The organism is Bradyrhizobium sp. BR14999 (assembly GCF_056106085.1).
Genome location: NZ_CM148536.1, coordinates 2,375,800 through 2,394,507 on the forward strand (window position 1 = coordinate 2,375,800; position 18,708 = coordinate 2,394,507).

Genomic DNA, 18,708 nt, shown 5'->3' on the forward strand with positions numbered 1-18,708 from the left:
GGTCGACGTCGGCTTCGTGCCACTATGCGGGCGGACCGACACAAAGTGGGTTCGGCGCAGCGTGAAACATGTCGTGACATCGCTCGTATAGCAGCCGCAAAGCGCCAACGGCACGCTAGTTGCAGCGAGAACATCAGCGGCACTTGTCAGACGAATTCAGATGACGATTGCTCAATTGGGTTCAAACCGATGCCATAGATGTCGCACTATCGTTTTGTCTGGCCGATCGAACCTGGGAAGATTTCGCCACTGCACCGCGGTCACCTTCAATTACTGGCTTGGGGCTTTTGCGTGGAGAAGGCGGCGGCTATGACTGCCAGACTGAAACGTGGCCGAGCTTCGCGAAAGTGCGAGAAGACTTAGCTTCCCGTCTGCCTCAATGCATGGTGACCCGCCGTGGTCGCCCCGCACCGCGACATTCCAGGTGGCTTGTCATCCGACAGGGCGCCGAACCCAAAACTCACGCTGATTCTAAGTGAAGGAGAGCTGATCGAGAGTTCCTTATGGCTAAAGAGAAGTACATGAAGCCATTACCCCAAGCGTTGTACTGCCAAGCTGACCAGCACGCGCGCAGTCATCAGAAAAGCTCTAGGGTGACACGAGAGCTGAGCGCGCGGTTCACCATGCGCGCTGCGATCGCGACGTGCGCGCTAAGGATCTGCAGCGGCGGCGACACTGCCGGGCAACTGCTGTTGCTTACCCGCGGCCACCTTCTTCAGTTTCGCGGCCATTCTTCAAAGACAAACTCGTCAATTGCGAGAAGAACCATGAGCTATGTAATTCGACACCGGTCCAGTACACTTTTGACTAGCGCCGTATCGCTGCTCGCCGTTACGAGCGCGTACGCACAAGGTCGTCTCACCGAACCAGCCTCACGCGTTGTGCTGTGTACCCAGCACAGGAACAAAGATTGTCCAATTAATCTGTGGAGAGCAAATGCCATGGAAAGCGGCAAGTTCTTCCCGGCCGTGGACGGGGGGCTGCTTGACTCGATCGCACCGACCGACGTGCAAAACGCGACGCCACCAAAGGATGGCCACATCGCCGGTAGTAGCGTTCGCGGTGATGTGCCGTTGCTCGATGAGCAGACGCCAACGCGCTGGGAGAAGATTCGGCTGCGCTCGGGCGCGAAGCAGAATTTCAAGTGGGAATACAGCACGGTTCGACTAACACGTCGTTGGAACTACTTCATCACACGGATAGGCTGGAATCCATCAATCCCTCTCACGCGCGCGCAGTTCGAGCTGAAGCCATTCTGCACGATTGAGCATCTCGGCCAGCCGTTCTGGGATCCGAATGCCAATCTGATGCCTCCGAAGCTCACCGTGCACACGTGTGAGCTACCCAAACGCAGCGGCTATCACATCATTTTGGCGGTGTGGGAGGTCGCCAATAGCCCTATGGCGTTTTATCAGATCATTGACGCGACGTTCGAGGAACGAAAATCGTCGAGCGCCAGTGATTCCGATTGAAAAGAAACAAGTTGCTGTCGCAGCCGAAATCCAGGCACTTGGCCGGCCTGAACAGATCCACGACAAACATTGCTGTGCCAGCAAAGGACACGCCGACTGAAGGCAGTTATCCTCGACTTCGCTCCGTGATAGTCGGGCCTCAGAGATCTGCGCGTTGTCGTTGCTCCCTGGGGTGCTAGCCTCGAAGATGTCCTTTTGAGCTGTGATGGGCGCCACGCACGATCCGCCCTCAAAAACGGCTGCAGCCTCTAGCTATGAAGGGCGTGCCGATCTGAGCGCCCGCACTGCTAGCATCTACATGAAGGGCCACCTTCTCAGGATCTCGCCCATGCTGACGAGAGGCTTACAGCTTCGGCCCCATAGTGCAAAGGTCAGTTGCTGACAGCTTGCGGCCATCGCGGTCCCAGAGCTTACCGTTTCACCTGTTTTTGAGTAGGACGCGCCGACCAGGCCCGAGCCGACCTGACGCCCTGAAACGATAAAGCGCCGAGTCCTCCCTATGCCCGCCGAGGGACGTGGTGAGACGTGAACAGAGCAGGCAGCGTGCCATATCGAAGGCGGCAGGCTTCGGTAGGCATTCGGGCCGTCGCGACTTCGAGCGCGCGGAGCGTCTCATTGCTGGAATTGGCGCACAGCTGGCAAGCCATCTTTGCTACTGGCGTATTGTGGGAAGACCAGGGTGGGCCTTCTCCGGGAGAAAGCACCTGCAAGCCGCTTGCGAGATCCTCCAACACGACTGACCGTCAGGCATTGCGGAACAACAACGTTGACGGGAGCGCGCGAAGCTTCTCTGCGCCGAATTTCGGTCAATGGGCCGTCCGGAGCATTGGCGTTAGCGGCGGCGAATCGCCATGCTGTATCTCACCAATGACCTTGAAGCCGTGACGCTCGTAAAAGGGAATGTTTTCGGGGTTTGAACTTTCGAGATAGGCGGCAGTGCCCTCCGAATCACATCGTTTCAGAGCGTGTTTCATCAGCAGGGTGCCAAGTCCCGTTCCCACCCAGTTCGGATCGGTGGCAATGAGAGGCAGATACCAATGGGGCTCGGCTGGATGATGTTCGGCCATTCCCAGCCGTAGCTGTGCCATATCCTCGGTGATCTCCGGGCGTAGGGAGTGAGCCATAATTGCATCGAGCGCCTCCTCATCTTGCTGCACGCCGGGTGGCAGCCAGAGGGCCGCCGCGCGAATCCCTTCCGTCACGTATGCCGTTCCATGCTCGAATGCTCGTCCGCCGCAGGCCTTAACGAACTGAGGCATGCTCGCAAGATATTGGTTTGGCTCAGGCCAACTCCATCGCGCCAATGGGTCTGCGGCAAAGCCCAGCACAAGCGTCCAAACGGTGGTTGCCTGCGTTTTTGCGTGCGCAGATTTGATGCCCGTCTCCGCTGTCATGATGCCTCTTCCAAGTCTCTATTTGAGCGCTAAAGTTACAAAGCTAGATCGCACCCCGGGTGCCTCTGAACGAGCACAGAGCGGATGCACCAATGGAGTGTCGTCGGCCGCATTTCGTTTCCGTTCCAAGCTCTTCTCGTCCCTCACATGGTTGCGCTTACGACCGCTTCAGAACGAACGCTCGCCAGTTGACCCTTCAATCGGATCTCCTTGGCGGGCTTCGCTGCTTCGTCGATCTGGGAGCGTCATCACGCCGCCCCTAAAGCAGGCTACGAGTGTGTTCGCGTTGATAGGCGTCGCGGGCCTGCAACAGTCCTCGAAGGAAGCGACCTAGCGAACTTTTCGAGTTTGCAACGAGAGGAACTCTTGGGACACGCTCGGCAGGAACAGCTGCGTTCGAGATCGCGGGCAGTTAGTAAGCGTCGCACATCAAGGTCGACGGCAGGCACTGATCTTGTGCGATAACACCTCGATTCCCAGTGAGCTGTTCTGGTTGAGGTCTCTCGTTCAAAACACGTGCCAACTTTGCGAGCCTCGGGCCATCTCCTTGAATGTTCGAGTCCTGACATCTTCGGAATAAGTCGCGCTTGATCTGGATTTAGCAATTATGATCCTTACCCCTCGTCGCGCTGGCGATGGCAGAGCCTCGAAGGGCGGCATAGCGAATAGTTGCGAGAAAGTTTAAGCGCGAAGAGGGATGCAAACTCGAGCTGTTGAAAGAGGAGCGACTTTCCTTCCGCCGATAATCTGGTTGTGGTCGCGATCGTGGCGACAAGAATGTAGCATTCCATTCAAGGAGAGCGTCTCATTCGCGCAACAAATGTCGCGTTTGACGAAGAATTACAAAATCGGATTATTTCAACCGCCGGAAAAATAGTTTGTCTTCGACTCGCGCGGACGCAAGTTCTCTGAGAGGATAATGAGGAATGATGCCGACCAGGGACGTTCTTGATGCGTAACAGCACTGTCGACCAAGCGAGTGATTTGACGGAGTCCGCGGCTTGCCGGTGCGTTTGGGCGTACGCGTGTGGCGCCATTGTATTGCGGCTCGGATTGAGTCCGAGGCGAATGTCGTTCTTCCTGAACCAATAGCTTAGACGACGTCTGTGAATAGCACGTGAGCCGCGCCCGTTTCAACGGGCGTGACGGCTGGGCGCTGCCCGTCTCAGATCGTCGCTCTTCTCCGCGCAAGCCTAAATCTTGAGGGACAACCAGGATGACTGTGAACAAGAATCCAATCAAGTTCGCTTACTGGGTGCCGAACGTATCCGGCGGCCTTGTGATTTCTTCGATTGAGCAACGAACCAGCTGGGATATCGATTACAATCGCAAGCTTGCCCAGATCGCCGAGAAAGCCGGCTTCGACTATGCTTTGAGTCAGATCCGATTCACTGCAGGTTATGGCGCCGACAATCAGCACGAGTCCGTCAGCTTCTCCCAGGCGCTCCTTGCCGCGACCGAGAAGCTCAAGGTTATCGCTGCGCTTCTTCCAGGGCCTTGGAACCCGGCGCTGGCCGCAAAGCAGATTGCGACGATCAGCCAGCTCACCAATGCGCGCGTTGCGGTCAACATCGTATCGGGCTGGTTTCGCGGCGAATTCCACGCGATCGGCGAGCCTTGGTTGGATCATGACGAGCGTTACCGCCGGTCGGAGGAATTCATCAACGCGCTTCGCGGGACTTGGACCGAGGAAACGTTTACCCTGAAAGGCGACTTCTATCGGTTCAACGACTATTCACTCAAGCCAAAGCCGCTCGATCCGTTACCGGAGATCTTTCAGGGTGGCTCCTCGCGGGCAGCCCGGGACATGGCAGCTCGCGTGTCCGATTGGTATTTCACCAATGGCAACACGCCAGATGCTCTGAAGACCCAAGTTGAGGACATCAGGACCAAGGAAAAGGCCTTCGGCAAAAACTGGCAAACCAAGATTGGAATCAACGCCTTCGGTATCGTCCGAGAAACGGAAGACGAGGCGAAGGAGGTGTTGCGTGAGATCATCGAGCAGGCGATCCCCGATGCAGTACGTGGCTTCCATCATGAGGTTCAGAATGCCGGTAATGCCAGCCCGGAGCGCGAGGGCAATTGGGCCAAATCCACATTTCAGGATCTTGTTCAATACAATGATGGCTTCCGCTCCAACCTGATTGGCACCCCGCAACAGGTCGCCGAACGCATTATCGAGCTCAAGGGCGCTGGTGCGGATCTGATCCTGCTCGGATTCCTCCATTTTCAGGAAGAGGTCGAGTATTTCGGCAAGCACGTAATCCCGCTGGTCCGCGAACTCGAAGCGAACCAACTCGTGCGCGCTGAGGCTGCCGAATAGGCGCTGCAAGGAGAGGCAGCCAAGTGACTGGGATTGTGACGGAAGAGAGTGCGCTTCGTCTGGATGAGGGGACTCCCGAAGAACCTTTCCGTTCCCGGAGGCGAGAACGTGGCGCAGCGAGCGTTGGCCGAATGGAACGTTTGCGCTCATGGCGGCGACGTGCAACAACGCTATCCCTGCCGCAACCGAGGCATCGTTGGCGGTTCGGCGCGGCGAGGTCGTCGCTCTGCTCGGCGCCGACGGAGGGGGCAAGGCGACAACCCTTCAGTCAATCTCGGGACTCCTGCCGGCGCGATGCGACCAGGTGGCCGGCGGGCGGATCATCTTTGATGGTTGCGACCTCGTACATGCGTCGCCCGCTAAGTTAGTTCGGTCCGGGGGCGTTCCCGTGCTTGAAGGTCGTTGTTGAGCATTTTCCTAGCCTCGAAGCAGCTCAACAAAGAGCGGGGCCTCTCGATCCTGGTAGCTGAACGGAATTCGGCGGTCGCGCTACGCTTTTCGGCCCATGCAGTCGTTTTCGGGAACGGCCATAGCGTCCTGTCCTGCGCATCAATCGCCTTGCGCACCCGCGACGACATTAAGGCGCGCTTACTTCGGGACTCTGTCCAAACTGAGTGCAGAAGGAAAGTGCTGACGCACGCCGTGGCTTGAATTCGCTGGAAAAAGGAGAGACTGACTATGGCTACAGCCAAGCTGGTGCAGAACTTCGACCTCTATTCTCGGCTGGATGCTGCCATCGACGCGACCGTAAGAACCAATGCTGATCGCAATGATCTCGAAAGCCGCTTTCCAAAAGAGAATCTGAAGGCGTTGGCGGAAGCGGGTTGGACCGGCGTTTTGAACGAGACCCGGTTTGGCGGTCTTGGCCTAGGCCATGCGGATTTCGCCGAAGCTGCCTATCGCATTGGTCAGGTCGATGCATCGACGGGCCTCGTCTACGTCATGCATGTCGGCGCGGCTCAGACGGTCAACCTGTATGGCAACGATGACCAGAAGGAACGCTGGCTCAAAGCGAAGAACGGCACCCTTCTTGGCACATATTCGACCAGCGAACGCGCGACCGGCGGACACTGGTGGTACAATCTGTCCGAAGCCTCACGCGATGGCGACGATTATCTGCTCGATGCGAGGAAATCATTCACGACGAGCTCCGGTCAGGCCGATTTCTATGTGGTCCAGACACGCACGCCCGGCGCCAAAGATCAGGCCGACATTGTCCTCTTCATCGTGCACGGCAAGTCTCCGGGGATCGAATCGAAGCCTTGGAACGCCCTCGGCGTGCGCGCCAATCACTCGGGGCCCATCCACTACAACAACGTGCGGGTACAGCGGCGGGACCGGCTCGGCGCAGAAGGGCAAGGCAAGGAAATCATCTACAATGGTGTCTCACCCGTCTATCTGATCGGGCTCGGCGCCGTCTGGGAAGGCCTTGCCCGCGGCGCGTTGAATGCCGCCGTCAAGCACACTGAGAGTTTCGTGCACAAGGATCGGAACAAGAGACTTGCGGATTACCAAGCGATCCGGCAGGAGCTCGGTGCGGCCAAGGTGCTCGTCGAATCATTGCGGCCGTGGCGGCTCGAACTGGCAACAAGGCTGGACGAACTCTGGCGCGCCGGCAAGCCGCAGAGCGAAATCCTGATCTCGCTAACCGAGTTCAAGGTGCATGCCGCCGAGGTGGCGAACAAAGTTGCAGCCGCTGCGCTAACAGTGACCGGAGGCTACGGCTATCACCGAGGGCCGATCGAACGTTCCTTTCGCGACGCGCGCGCGGCCATTGCCATGGGCCCATCGAACATCATCGCTCGGGACTGGATCGGAAAATCTCTGGTCGGCCTGCCGCTAGAGCTCTTTTACGAAGGGGGAGAATAGGTCGAACGCCAGTTCCGAAACGTCTCCATGCCGCAACAGATGGGCCATCAGGCTAAGGTGAGGAACGCACGTCAAGGCGTCGGCCAGCCCGGGGGGCGACCTATCCGGCCTTGGGAGTTCTTCATGACTATACTAGTTGAACGTGCCGATCGAGCCGGGCGAGAGCCGGAATTCCATGTCGTCCCAAGGGCGCAACTCATCAGTTCTGATACGGAGGCGATTGACACTGCGCACAAAGTGGCCGCCGAACTAGCGCTCGAAGCTGCTGCGCGCGATCGGGAACCGCATCTGCCGGTAGCCGAGCTTGATCGCTTTTCGTCAAGCGGTCTTTGGGGCATCACCGTACCGAAGGCTTATGGTGGGGCCGGCGTCTCCTCCGTGACGGTTGCAGAAGTGCTCAAGATCATCTCGGCCGCAGATCCCTCGCTTGGGTGTAACCGGCATGAGGCCTCCACCTCGTCATCGCGCGGTTCGCTTGGGATACAGCCTGGCATGAGGTGATAGGTGGAGGTGAAGCGATGGTAAATGCCATGCTTGATGCCAGGCAGGAAGGCGACTCTTATCGTCGCGTCGAGGTGATCACTGGGGAGCGCCGGCGGCGACGGTGGACGAGCGAGGAGAAGGCCCGGATCGCTGCGGAGAGCTTTGAGGAGGGTGCGAACATCTCCGAGGTGGCGCGGCGCAATGGCGTTTCCCGCGGACTGCTCACGGTGTGGCGACGCCAGGTAGCGGCGGCGGTAGCCGGCAAAGCCCAGAACTTCGTGCCGATCCAAATTGGTGCCGAGAGCGATGGCGGGAGAGCTGGCGAGTCCGAGTGTATTTCGCCGGTACAGATGAAGCCCTTTGAGATTGCCGCGCCGCCGGGCAAGGTCTGTGGAGTGGTCGAGATCGAGATGAACGGGGCGCGCATCCGGGTCGAGCCGGGCGTGGAGCTGGCGACGCTTGCGACGGTGCTGGCCGCGCTTCGAGGGATCCGGTGATCGCGCTACGGTCTGACCTCAAGGTGGTGCTGGCGGCCCAGCCGGTCGACTTTCGCAAGTCGGTGCACACGCTGTCGGCGCTGGTGAGCGAAGCCCTGCGCGCGAACCCGTACTGCGGCGACGTCTTCGTGTTCCGCAGCAAGCGCATGGACAGAGTGAAGCTTCTGGCGTGGGACGGCAGCGGCATGGTGTTGGTAACGAAGTGGTTGCACCAAGGACGTTTCACCTGGCCGCCGATCCGCGACGGCGTTGTGCATCTCAGTGCGACGCAGCTTGCGATGCTGCTCGACGGGCTTGAGTGGACGCGTGTGTCGCCTAAGTCTGTGAAGCAGCCGACCGTTGTCGGCTGAGGGGTGAGGATTTCGCTGGAGCACGGGTCGCGCGGATGTATCGTCTGATCATGGCGATTCGTCCCGACGCTCTCCCGACCGATCCGGCGGCTCTGACCGAGATGGTGCTCGCGCTTGACGCTGAGAACGAGAAGCTGCGCGTAGCAATGCAGACGCTCAAGGAGATGATCTTCGGGAAGCGCTCGGAGCGACTTGCGGTGCTCGTGGACAAGCAACTCGCGCTTGAGCTGGGCGATCTCGAGACCGACGCCACGTTGCCTGTGCAGGCCAACGACGATGCGCCTGCGGCGAAGCCGCCCGGCAAGGTGCGCAAGAAGGCGCGCCGCAACATCGGCGCACTCCCAAAGCACCTGCCGCGCTGCGAGCAGGTGCTGGAGCCGGAGGCAACCGCGTGCCCGTGCTGCCAGGGTCAGCTCCACAAGATCGGCGAGGATGTCAGCGAGGTGCTGGACATCATCCCGGCGATCCTGCGGGTGCTGCGCACGATCCGTCCCAAATATGGCTGCCGCAGCTGCACCGATGGTGTGGTCCAAGCGAAGGTGCTGCCGCGCCTGATCGAGAGCGGCATGGCCTCGACCGCACTCGTGAGCCACGTGGTGGTCTCGAAGTTCGCCTGGTATCTGCCGCTGTACCGACAGGTGCAAATTCTGGCCGGCCAGGGTGTCCATCTCGACCGGGCGACGCTCGCCGGCTGGGTGAAGCGTGCGGCCTGGTGGCTCAGGAGCCTCTATGAGCTCCAGCTGCGCACGATCCAGGCCGCGCCGCGCGTGTTCTGCGACGAGACGCCGATGCCGGTGCTCGATCCCGGACGACATCGCACCCGCATCTGCCAGTTCTGGGCGCATGCGATGGATGACCGGCCATGGGGTGGCCCCGCGCCGCCGGCGGTCGCCTACGTGTTCGCCGACGGCCGCGGCACGGAGGAGATCGCCGGACAATTGACGGGCTTTTCCGGCATTCTGCAGGTGGACGGTTATGCCGCCTACAAGGCGCTCGCCCGCGGTCATGGCGGCGCGATCCAGCTCGCCTTTTGTCTCGCCCATGCCCGGCGCAAATTCGTGGAGGTCTACAAGACGACGCAGTCGCCGTTCGCGCGCGAGGTGATCGAACGGCTGCAAGCGGTCTATGCGCTCGAGGCGGAGATCCGCGGCAGCGGTGCCGAGCAGCGGCTGGCCGCCCGCCGCACCGGGGCCGCTCCGTTGATGGCGGCGCTCAGGGCACGGCTGACCGCCATGGTCGACCAGCTCTTCTCCCAGTCGAAGCTGATGGAGGCCATCAACTACGCGCTCAACCACTGGGACGGGTTGACGTTGTTTCTCCGCGACGGCCGCGTCGAGGTCGACAGCAATACGGTCGAGCGTTCCATACGCCCGATTGCCATGGGGAGGCGCAACTCGTTGTTCAGCGGCAGCGAAGGCGGTGCCGAGAGCTGGGCGATCCTGGCGTCAATCGTGAACACCGCAAAGCTCCATGAGCTCGATCCGCAGGGCTATCTGACCGACGTGCTGGAGCGCATCGTCTGCGGGCGCACCAAGAGCCATCAGCTCCACGAGCTGCTTGCCTGGAACTGGAAGGCTGCCCGCCAGCGCACTGCGCAGGCAGCCGCGTGAGCCCACGTCGCCATAAAGCATCGTCGTCGATGGCCGCCGTCGCGATGCCGCTTACGGACCTCGAGCGATGGCTCCAGGCTCGCGTCGATCGGCATCCCGCCGCCACCAATCTCCCCATGCTCGACGGTTACGTCGCCGCGATCGTGGCCGGACCGGTGTCGATGAGCCCGCTCGACTGGATCTGCCCGCTGCTCGCCATCGATGCCGACGCTTTCAACCACGGCGGCACCCCGGAGTTTGCTGCGATCTCCGCCGTCGCGCTGCGCCATAACGAGATCAGCCAGATCCTTTCGACCGCGCCTGCCCAGTTCGCCCCGATGCACCGGCGCAAAATCAATGGCGACGTCGATCCGCGTCCCTGGTGCCAGGGCTTCCATGCCGCGATGCGGCTCAGGCTGTCGGCGTGGGCACCGTTGCTGGACACCAGCAATGTCAATCACGGCCTGCTACTGCCCATTCTGTTGCACTGTCGCGACGATCAGGGGCGGCCGATGCTTGGACCACCCCGAAGCGGCCGCGAGACCGCCGACTTTCTGCGTAACGCCCACGCCGATATTCCAGCGGTCGTCGAGGCCATGCGCCAATATTGGATGCCGATCCGCTACCCACGCGCCCGCTGATCACCGCAGACGTGGGAGCTCATGCCGGTTACGCTTGGGTAGATTCCGCAAAGTCATCTCAGAGTCCTGGACCTATTGGGACTGACTGGCTCGGAAGAGCAGAAGCACTTCTGGTTTGGTCAGGTCTTGCAAGGCTATCGTTTTGGCAACGCGGTCTCAGAAGCCAAAAGCAAGCATATCGGCATTTGCCAGACGACGATGACCCCTGATGGCGACGCTTATCACATTAATGGTCAGAAGTTCTATGCGACCGGGGCACTATTTGCCCATTATAGCGCACCGACGCCTTTCCTCATCGGCAGCGTGAGGAGGGTAAGCGGGTTGCAAAAGAGAGACCTTCGGGACAATTCGGAGAATAAAGTTGCTATCGTGGCGGTAGCAAAAGTCGGCCAACCGCTTCTATGCGAGCAGGCGCGCAGACCGTTAAAGGCTCACGAGCTTGCGTTATTTGTCGACCTTTCCTTGATAGACCTGTTGTTTTTGGCGATCACGTGCGCAGGCGCCATGCCAACCAACTTTTCGTAAAGACGAGGATCGGTCGCACCCTCGGTGTTGATCAGGAAAACTCGTGCATTCGGTCCAAGCCCAATCTTGGCGCGCAGAGTTGGATTGCACGCAGCCTTGACTAACCCTGCAAGGCCAACACCACCGCTTTCGCCAGCAACAACAGCTGGATCGCTATCGTTCGGATTTGCCAACCGCTTCATTACGCTGATTGCGTCCTTGTCGTCGACGGTCATGAACGCGTCAGCTGCGCGCGAAAGGATGCGCCAGGCGATGAGCGAAGGTTCGTAGCATTCGAGCATTGCCATTACGGTGGGTTGCCCGGAATCCACTTTGACAGGATGCCCGGCTCGCGCGCTTTCGAGGAGGCACGCCGCCCGTGAGGGCTCGACAACCGTGAAGAACGGCCGCGCCTTGCCGAACAGGATCGAGAAATGTCCGGAAATCGCGCCGGCGAGTCCACCAACGCCGGCCTGAACGAACACATGAGTCGGAGGTTCACGCAATTGACGCAGAGCCTCACTCAATAGGGCGGTATATCCCTGCATCACCAGCCCCGGGATGCGCTCGTAACCGGGCCAGGACGTGTCAGACACCGTAATCCAACTGCTTTTTGCCGCAACTCGAGTTGCCTCAGCAACTGAATCGTCATAGTTGCCCTCGACGCGGATCATCTGCGCGCCAAAGCGAGCAATGGCGGCGATGCGCTCGTTGCTCACGCCTGCATGAACGAAAATGGCGCATTTTGCCCCAACCAGCTTTGCGCCGTAAGCAACGGATCTGCCATGGTTGCCATCCGTGGCGCATGAGACCGTCATGGTTCGCGCGACGGCCTGAATGTCAGATGCGTGCAATTCGGATAGCTCAACATTGCGACCGAGCTTCCGAGCTGCTTCCTCGAGCACTAGGCGGATCACAGCATAAGAACCGCCCAGCGCTTTAAAACTCCCAAGGCCGAGACGATGACCTTCATTCTTGAGATGGATCGAACCAACTCCGATCCCACGAGCAAGGCCCGCCAAAGAAACAAGGGGAGTTTCCTTGCGTCCATCGCGATGCCTAAGAAAGTGCTCGACCTTGCGAGCGGCTTCGACGCTCAGCATGTCGGCGTCCGAAGCATGGAGGGAAGCGCGGTGATCGGTATGCGAGTTGAAGAAAAACATAGTGGGATCTATATACGCGTTGATGTTGACTTACGCTACGGCGCAGTCCTTCGAAAAAGATCGAATCAACCATGGTACGATGCGAAGGAGCTGCCTCACGCGGGTGTCACACGTGATGCTGCGCATTGGCTGACTGATAGCACCTCGCAGCCACCCCGGGTGCCACGCAAAGCGCAGAGCGTTGGCTAAACAGATACAGTCCAATCGTCAGTTTGTCTCTTATACTGATACTTTTGTTCGAAAGGCGCGTTCCTTCAGCTCCTTGACGAGGCCGCCGTCGGCCCCTGGCGCTTTCATCCAGCTCCGGCGTCAACTACCAAGGTTAGCGATTGATCGAGATGAAAAAATAGGACGATAATGTTCAAAGAACATCGGCTTCGTTAGAAGGAGAGGCATCACCGGAACCTGTTAACGCGCCCTCGCCGTAGCGGACTAGCCTGTTCGCTTGGGGTGGAGTCAATTTCGGAGCAGTCAATGAGACCAAGCTGAATGGCTTTAAGGAGCGCTTGCGTGCGTGTCCTTGTTCCCATTTTCTGGCGCACGCTCCTAATGTGAAAATTCACTGTATTCTCGCTAATGTTCAGGTGCTTGCCGATATGCCAGGACGACTTGCCTTTAGCCACCAAGCTCAAGCACTCTTTTTGCCGTTCGGACAAAATCTCTTCCGTATCGCCGCTACTATCCGCTGGCGGCGCGATCTCCGAAAATGCGAGGTGAAAATTAGAGGCCAGCGCCGCTAATCGAGGCACTTGGCCCTGAGGATCGGCATCGTCGAGCTGGGATGCAAATAACACCACAGATACGCGCCCGAAAGCGCCGAACAAGGGCACGCTGACGCCATGCTTCAGGCCTGCCTGTCTGGATTCCTCCAATACGCGTTGCTCGTCTGGTCTTAATTTACATCGTTGGCGAAGTTGTTCCCAGAGAAACGGCCCCGAAAACATTGGCGCTCGGTGGACCGCCGGATCAACAGCGTAGTATTTGCGATCTAGATAGCGGTGGCACCAATCGGCCGAAAAGCTCACGGCAATGAGGGGCGGCGCGCAGCGGGGCAGGCGAAGCGGCTCGGGAAAGGTCACTGCTGCGTAAGCGACTTCACTGAAACCCTCCTTGCTCGCGCCGCTCACAAGAAGGTCGAACAATAGCGGGAGAGATTGCGTTCGATTTGCGCATTCGATGAAGCTGAACATGCTCATAGCGACCTCATGACCTCGGATAAGGAGGCTGGACTTGCGTCGTTTGATGCGCCTCCTTTACATAGTTCCATCCCGCTTCTTGGTTCTCCGTCACTAAATCCGAGACAGCGTCATTTCTCGCCACCGGCCGCGTTTCGCGTGAAGCAACGTCTAGGGATCGAAGCCTCCGCAGTCCAGGACAGGACAGTCCAACGCGCCGATCCGCTCTATAAATGGAGCTGATCGACGTGATGTGGCCATCCTGCTACTTCCCAGGACAGTGGAGATGGGCACCTAAGCTCTGTACAAAGCTCGGCCGATCCGGATCGTCCGCGGGGGCGAGCCAGTCTAGCGCGAGTCAGGCAACAGCCCCGATCTCTGCATCGCAGGTCAGCGCCTAGCCTGAAGAGCATGCGGCTCTTTGCGGTATGCTTGCTGAGCGCAGCGTTAGTGCATCGAATGATAGGATAGTCCGTGGTTCTATAGCTGAGAGTAGCGAGCTGTGTGTTGGCTTGAGCGGCGTCGGGAAACTTGTTGCGGCGGAGGACATTGTACATGCGCTTCTCCAACGTTGCGGTCCGTAATCAGGACAGCAAGTCTTGTACCAGCTTGTTCTCCTTTGATTGGAGTCGAGCGAGGATCCCTTTTGCGGACATTAATAGGCGCGCATGTCAGCCGGAGCTCGGCCCGATTGCGGCAAACGTCGAGAATGCGACAACGCCGTTTGCGGCAGCCGCGACATCGATTGACATGAGACAGAACATTCCGGTCTGAGAGCGTCCCCGGTTGCTCGTTGAGCCTGCGCGCGGAGATGACAGATCGGCAGTCGCGGCGATCGCGTGAAGTCTTCACCGCAGTCACTAGCGAAGACCGCTCGGCCAAACAACAAGGTTCGCACTGGAGATGGTCTTGATGCTCAGCAGGAACTCTGGCTAAATCCCGCTTAATCAATTTGGAGTGGTGTGGTGGCAGTAGGTACCGTGAAATGGTTTAGCCCGACTAAGGGCTACGGCTTCATAAAGCCTGATGATGGCGGCCCCGATGTCTTCGTGCACATTCGGGCTGTTGAAAAGGCCGGCTATACCGCGCTGGCAGAGGGTGCAAAGATCAGCTACGAGATAAGGGCTGGACGTGCTGGCAAAATGTCCGCCGAGAACGTTCGACTTGAATAGTCTCGCTCGCTCGAACAAAAAAAGCAGTCCAACGTCAACTTGGCTCCGCCTCCGGCTTGCCCGCGAGGCGTAGGGACGGCCTCAGCATATCCCCCCGGAGCCGCTGAGGCCGTTTCCTTGCCTGGCGCTGTGTGAGCGCACCCGCAGAGGACTACGTCGAAGCATTCTCACGTTCGCTTTTGGCTCGAAGCCTGCTCGTCAACGAACAGGAGCGAGGGTCTTCCAAGAGCAGCCTCGCCTAGAACTCTCGAAGGCATCAACAAAATGGCGTTCAGACGATCCATCAGCTTAACTAATGCGCGCTTTAGGCCCCTTTCATGGTGGCGCCAAAGTTCATAAGTGGAGCCATCATTCGCGTCTGCCACTCCTAGCAAAGGCAGTTGTCCCAAACCGCTCGAATTTACTGAGCCTCGGATCGATTCGAGCAGTGGAAGGCTGATACTTGGCCGGACGAAAAACTGCGCGCTCTCGCGAGCAAAGGCAGAATTTCGGCGAAAGAGCGCGCAATAATGAGAAGTTTCTCCGGCCTTGCCAGGTAATATCTGCGAGACGTGGAGCTAAGCTGGCGTTGGCAGAGCCGGCTATCCATTATGATCCATACTATGGGGCAAATGGGATGGACGGCGCTGCGTGGCCTCAGGTGAGAGGAGATCTTTCATCGACGCGCTGGGGTGCGGCCGCGTTCCTCAACAATCTCGAGGCCGCCTGCACAACCATAAGCCAAAGTGAATGGAGCGTAAGATGGACAAACATCGGAGATGCCCACCGCCTTCTCGGTGATACGAATTTAGAGAAAGGAAACCTTGATGAGGCGGCAGAAGATTGGCTATGCGCGCTAACCGCCCTCGAGGTTGCCAGGCGATTAGCTTGTGAAAACTCTTCAGGAAGCGCAGGCGTTTCGGGCACGATCAACGCCGTAATTCAAAAATTTGGCGCGCTGAAACAGAACATCGAGCGAATACAAGTTAAGTGCTGCGATCACTGTGAGATCCCAGCCTACTATTTGCCCGCTGGCGATCGCACCTCAAGCGCCCCAGCAATCCTTTGCATCAGCACGGAAGAGGAAACAGCAACGAAACTGCTCGGAAGGCTGTTGCCCGTCGTGACGGATAGAGGCATGTCCGTCCTGGTGGTCGCTCATGATGACCTCTCAGACGCTCGACGCAGTCAATCGGACATGTTCTTGTCTTGCTGTATGGACTATTTATCGACCCGGTCTGACGTTGATGCGACTCGAATTGGCGTCTACGGAGACGGGCTGTCCGCCGCCCTGGCAACCGACCTCGCCGCATTTGACGGTCGTGTGGCCGCAGCGGTCTGTGACGGCGGTCTGTGGAATCTAGCTCGCATGCTGGCGTCTGTCGACTGGCTTACGAGAACTGCAGATGCCCCTGACGAGGAAGTGGTCTCAGCCCGTCGCTTGCGAGTGCTCCGGCAATTGAGATGCCCAGTTCTCGTCGTGGCCGGTGGGCGCGGCATCGTCAGTGCCGCGGAAGCGATGAAACTACTAGTATTTCTGCACAGTGATTATGACTCTTTGGAAGCGTTTGGGTAGGCGCGTCCCATTTTGGCGCGGGCCTTTTCTGTTGTGAACATCCATTTGATGCGGGAGCGGGCAGCATTTCTCTGCCGTTCCCAGGCGGAGATTTCGTGGCGCAACCGCTTGGGGTCGTCGATCCTGCGGGCGAGGCACTGTCCCCGCAAGACGCCAATCTCGATCTCAACCATGTTGAGCCAGCTTGCGTGCTTGGGGGTGTAGTGGAACTCGATCCGCCGCAGGATGCGCCGTGCCTCAGCGGGCAGGAACGTCTGATACAGGGCGCCGGCGGAGTGGGTCGATAAATTATCCTGCACGACGCGGATGATCTCGGCATCGGGATAATGGATGTCGACGAGGTCGCGCATGCATTGAGCATAGTCTTTTGCCGTTCGCCGTTCGGTGAGCTTGACCGGTGAGCCTGACGAGCGCACCCGCCAGCAGATCGAGCGTCCAGCGGGCGCGACCGTTTGGAGGGGCCGCACAGGCGGTCGCCACCAGCAAGGCTTCTTCCTTGCCCGTGAGCTTGCGTTCCGCCCCGGGTCGCGGCCCCTCGCTCAGCGCCCGTTCCAGATTGCCTTCCACGAAGCGGCGCTTGGTCCGGTACACGGTCGAGCCGCTCACGCCGACGCTCCTGGCGATCTCCTCGTCGCCGGCCCCGGCATCGGCAGCCAGCAAAATCTGGCCGCGCTTGAGCTTGCGGGACGCATGCTTGCCGCCGCTGAGCAGCGCCTTGAGTTCGCCGCGCTCGACTTGGCTGAGTTCGACCCGATAGCGTACATTCATGCCTGCCTCCCCGAGAGGCACGCACGAACAACTGAATCGGATGGCCGGCGTGAGTCCTTCGGCAAAAACCTTCACGCCCAGGCAGGGGCAGTACCTCGCCTTCATTCACCTCTATACGAAGCTTCACCGAAGGCCGCCGGCGGAAGCCGACATGCAGGAATATTTCCGCGTCAGCCCGCCTTCGGTTCACCAAATGGTGCGATCGCTCGAGACCGCCGGACTTATCAAAAGGTTGCCAAGGACAGCTCGCAGTATCGAACTCCTCGTTGATCCCAAGACTCTGCCGGAGCTAATCTGACCGACTGACCCCACCGGTCAAAATCACTGTGACAAGCCATTAGTTGATGACGCCGTCCCGCCCGTTGATCTGCAGTTGGCCCTACCGAGGACGATCACGACGGACGGAGAAGAGGTCAGAAAATTTTCTGACGGCCGACGATCGCATTTTCGGGTGGCTCGAGCATAAGCTTGTGCTGAAGTCGCTCTCTCACGATTGTTGAGTTGCACAGCAGCGCAAGCCTTTGTGATAGCGCTGCTGTGTGGCGATCCATGCCATAGACGATGCCACAGCGGACGCCATTCAGCTCACCTGTGAGTTTGTCTTTAAGCCGAATTGACTGTAGCCTTGGCGTGCACGGCCGCTGATAACGCCAGAACAATTTCGTTTCGGTTGTGGGAAGATTAATTAGATCCCCCGAGTCTCCGGCCAATCCAATTGCGCTGCCACTCCCATGCTCGCGGGACATGTCACGTCCCCTTACGAGATTGCGAGGTGACAGCGCAAGGGTCTCCGCGGTCCAAGTGGTACCAAGCGATCAAGCTGTGATGCTTGCACAGAACACGTCTCTACAATATCCCGATGCTTAGCTTTTGAGATGCCAATCGACTATTTTTGGCGATCAAGAGTAGCCGTTTGTTGACGTAGTGAAGAGACTCTTCGTCCAGCCCATCAAGCATGGTGGAATTGAGGGACTGTCTTTTGATTGACAGCTTCCTGATTTCCGCCTGTGCCTTTTGATCATCAAAATCAACCATTGCGCTTCGGTTATGCCTAATAGCTGAGCCCAACTCTTGTGTATTTCCTCGAGTTGGGAATGGATCTCGACGATATTCCAGATGAATCGCAAGGACCTGACCGGTACGAGCGGTGGAGGATCGCGGTATGCCAAGAAGTGGCCGAACCGAAGGAAGGTGAGCCCCTTAGCCGCAATCATCTTCAGTCCTGCCCTGATGTAAGAAAGTCGCGGTAAGTCTGCTGCATGCTATTCCTCAGGGAGGTCTTCGCGTGCCAGCCCAGCTTTATATTAATCAGCCCCGCGCCCGGATAGGTCCTCATCAGGTGGACGCAGGCATCGGCCATGTCGTCGACATAGAGAAATTCGCGGCGTGGTGTGCCGGCGCCCCACACCAGGACGCTCTTTGCACCAGGCCTTGGCTTCATGAAAGCGGCGGATCAGAGCTGCGACCACATGGCTATATTCGGGGTGGTAGTTGTCGCCTAGAGGTTGCTCGCCATCACGCTGATGAAGTCGCTTTCGTACTGACTGCGATAGGCTTCCACCATCTTGATCCCGGCGATCTTGGTGACCGCATAGGGCTCGTTCGTCGGCTTAAGCAGGCTGGACAGCACCATGTGTTCGCGCAACGGCTGGGAAGCAAGTTTTGGATAGATGCAGGACGAGCCCAGGAACATCAGCTTCTCGGCACCATTCAGATGGCAGCATGGATGACGTTCGGGCGATCGCGATGTTGT

General features: G+C 58.7%; 17 protein-coding genes and 2 pseudogenes. 12 read left to right on the forward strand and 7 right to left on the reverse strand.

Annotated features, from left to right (window positions below):
• Positions 1–767 precede the first annotated feature (767 nt).
• Positions 768–1,472 (forward strand): lytic polysaccharide monooxygenase, encoded by a 705-nt coding sequence (locus ACR9YP_RS11005; protein WP_474221031.1) that lies wholly within the window; start codon positions 768–770, stop codon positions 1,470–1,472.
• Between the two features lie 806 nt (positions 1,473–2,278).
• On the opposite strand, the gene ACR9YP_RS11010 is transcribed toward ACR9YP_RS11005, so the two are convergent.
• Positions 2,279–2,866 carry a GNAT family N-acetyltransferase gene (locus ACR9YP_RS11010; protein WP_438102122.1) on the reverse strand — a complete coding sequence of 196 codons (588 nt, stop codon included), beginning with the start codon at positions 2,864–2,866 and terminating at the stop codon, positions 2,279–2,281.
• A 1,216-nt stretch (positions 2,867–4,082) separates the two neighbouring features.
• Between ACR9YP_RS11010 and sfnG the strand changes: the two genes are divergently transcribed.
• The 8 genes from sfnG to ACR9YP_RS11050 all read left to right on the forward strand — a co-directional run bounded on the left by sfnG (position 4,083) and on the right by ACR9YP_RS11050 (position 10,618).
• Positions 4,083–5,189: a dimethylsulfone monooxygenase SfnG gene (gene sfnG, locus ACR9YP_RS11015; RefSeq protein WP_438102120.1), complete on the forward strand. Its 1,107-nt coding sequence runs from the start codon at positions 4,083–4,085 to the stop codon at positions 5,187–5,189.
• A 148-nt stretch (positions 5,190–5,337) separates the two neighbouring features.
• On the forward strand, positions 5,338–5,598 hold the full coding sequence (locus ACR9YP_RS11020) for an ATP-binding cassette domain-containing protein (protein WP_474219740.1): 261 nt from the start codon (positions 5,338–5,340) through the stop codon (positions 5,596–5,598).
• Positions 5,599–5,867: 269 nt separating this feature from the next.
• Complete coding sequence (locus tag ACR9YP_RS11025) at positions 5,868–7,058, forward strand: acyl-CoA dehydrogenase family protein (protein WP_438102116.1); 1,191 nt, start codon at positions 5,868–5,870, stop codon at positions 7,056–7,058.
• 123 nt (positions 7,059–7,181) lie between these two features.
• Positions 7,182–7,559, forward strand: a complete 378-nt coding sequence (locus ACR9YP_RS11030) for an acyl-CoA dehydrogenase family protein (RefSeq protein ID WP_474219741.1) — start codon at positions 7,182–7,184, stop codon at positions 7,557–7,559.
• Positions 7,560–7,588: 29 nt separating this feature from the next.
• Positions 7,589–8,038, forward strand: coding sequence for an IS66-like element accessory protein TnpA (gene tnpA / locus ACR9YP_RS11035; protein ID WP_474217123.1), 450 nt, complete (start codon positions 7,589–7,591; stop codon positions 8,036–8,038).
• Positions 8,035–8,388 carry an IS66 family insertion sequence element accessory protein TnpB gene (gene tnpB / locus ACR9YP_RS11040; protein ID WP_474217122.1) on the forward strand — a complete coding sequence of 118 codons (354 nt, stop codon included), beginning with the start codon at positions 8,035–8,037 and terminating at the stop codon, positions 8,386–8,388. Before tnpA ends, tnpB begins: the two co-directional genes overlap by 4 nt.
• A gap of 50 nt (positions 8,389–8,438) precedes the next feature.
• Positions 8,439–9,998 (forward strand): IS66 family transposase, encoded by a 1,560-nt coding sequence (gene tnpC, locus ACR9YP_RS11045; RefSeq protein WP_474221018.1) that lies wholly within the window; start codon positions 8,439–8,441, stop codon positions 9,996–9,998.
• 29 nt (positions 9,999–10,027) lie between these two features.
• Entirely contained in the window at positions 10,028–10,618 is a 591-nt protein-coding gene (locus tag ACR9YP_RS11050; RefSeq protein ID WP_474217121.1) for a UPF0149 family protein, read from the forward strand.
• A gap of 431 nt (positions 10,619–11,049) precedes the next feature.
• Here the strand turns inward: ACR9YP_RS11050 and ACR9YP_RS11055 are convergent, their stop codons facing one another.
• Complete coding sequence (locus tag ACR9YP_RS11055) at positions 11,050–12,285, reverse strand: diaminopropionate ammonia-lyase (RefSeq protein WP_474219742.1); 1,236 nt, start codon at positions 12,283–12,285, stop codon at positions 11,050–11,052.
• 395 nt (positions 12,286–12,680) lie between these two features.
• Positions 12,681–13,481: an autoinducer binding domain-containing protein gene (locus ACR9YP_RS11060; RefSeq protein ID WP_474219743.1), complete on the reverse strand. Its 801-nt coding sequence runs from the start codon at positions 13,479–13,481 to the stop codon at positions 12,681–12,683.
• Positions 13,482–14,425: 944 nt separating this feature from the next.
• On the opposite strand from ACR9YP_RS11060, the gene ACR9YP_RS11065 reads away from it, so the two are divergent.
• Together ACR9YP_RS11065 and ACR9YP_RS11070 are read left to right on the forward strand one after the other, a co-directional pair.
• Positions 14,426–14,632: a cold-shock protein gene (locus ACR9YP_RS11065; RefSeq protein WP_438102108.1), complete on the forward strand. Its 207-nt coding sequence runs from the start codon at positions 14,426–14,428 to the stop codon at positions 14,630–14,632.
• Between the two features lie 616 nt (positions 14,633–15,248).
• Positions 15,249–16,187 carry an alpha/beta hydrolase family protein gene (locus ACR9YP_RS11070; protein ID WP_474219744.1) on the forward strand — a complete coding sequence of 313 codons (939 nt, stop codon included), beginning with the start codon at positions 15,249–15,251 and terminating at the stop codon, positions 16,185–16,187.
• Here ACR9YP_RS11070 and ACR9YP_RS11075 read toward each other — a convergent pair.
• Positions 16,160–16,955, reverse strand: a pseudogene (locus tag ACR9YP_RS11075) (transposase). The gene ACR9YP_RS11070 and the pseudogene ACR9YP_RS11075 sit on opposite strands and share 28 nt — an antisense overlap.
• A gap of 40 nt (positions 16,956–16,995) precedes the next feature.
• Between ACR9YP_RS11075 and ACR9YP_RS11080 the strand changes: the two are divergent.
• Positions 16,996–17,253, forward strand: a complete 258-nt coding sequence (locus tag ACR9YP_RS11080) for a LexA family protein (protein ID WP_474219745.1) — start codon at positions 16,996–16,998, stop codon at positions 17,251–17,253.
• Positions 17,254–17,368: 115 nt separating this feature from the next.
• Here ACR9YP_RS11080 and ACR9YP_RS11085 read toward each other — a convergent pair whose 3' ends face one another.
• From ACR9YP_RS11085 to ACR9YP_RS11095, 3 genes and pseudogenes are all read right to left on the reverse strand, one after another.
• Positions 17,369–17,701, reverse strand: coding sequence for a hypothetical protein (locus ACR9YP_RS11085; protein ID WP_438102102.1), 333 nt, complete (start codon positions 17,699–17,701; stop codon positions 17,369–17,371).
• A gap of 100 nt (positions 17,702–17,801) precedes the next feature.
• Complete coding sequence (locus ACR9YP_RS11090) at positions 17,802–17,990, reverse strand: hypothetical protein (protein WP_474219746.1); 189 nt, start codon at positions 17,988–17,990, stop codon at positions 17,802–17,804.
• Positions 17,991–18,171: 181 nt separating this feature from the next.
• Positions 18,172–18,648, reverse strand: a pseudogene (locus tag ACR9YP_RS11095) (NAD-dependent epimerase/dehydratase family protein).
• Positions 18,649–18,708: the final 60 nt, after the last annotated feature.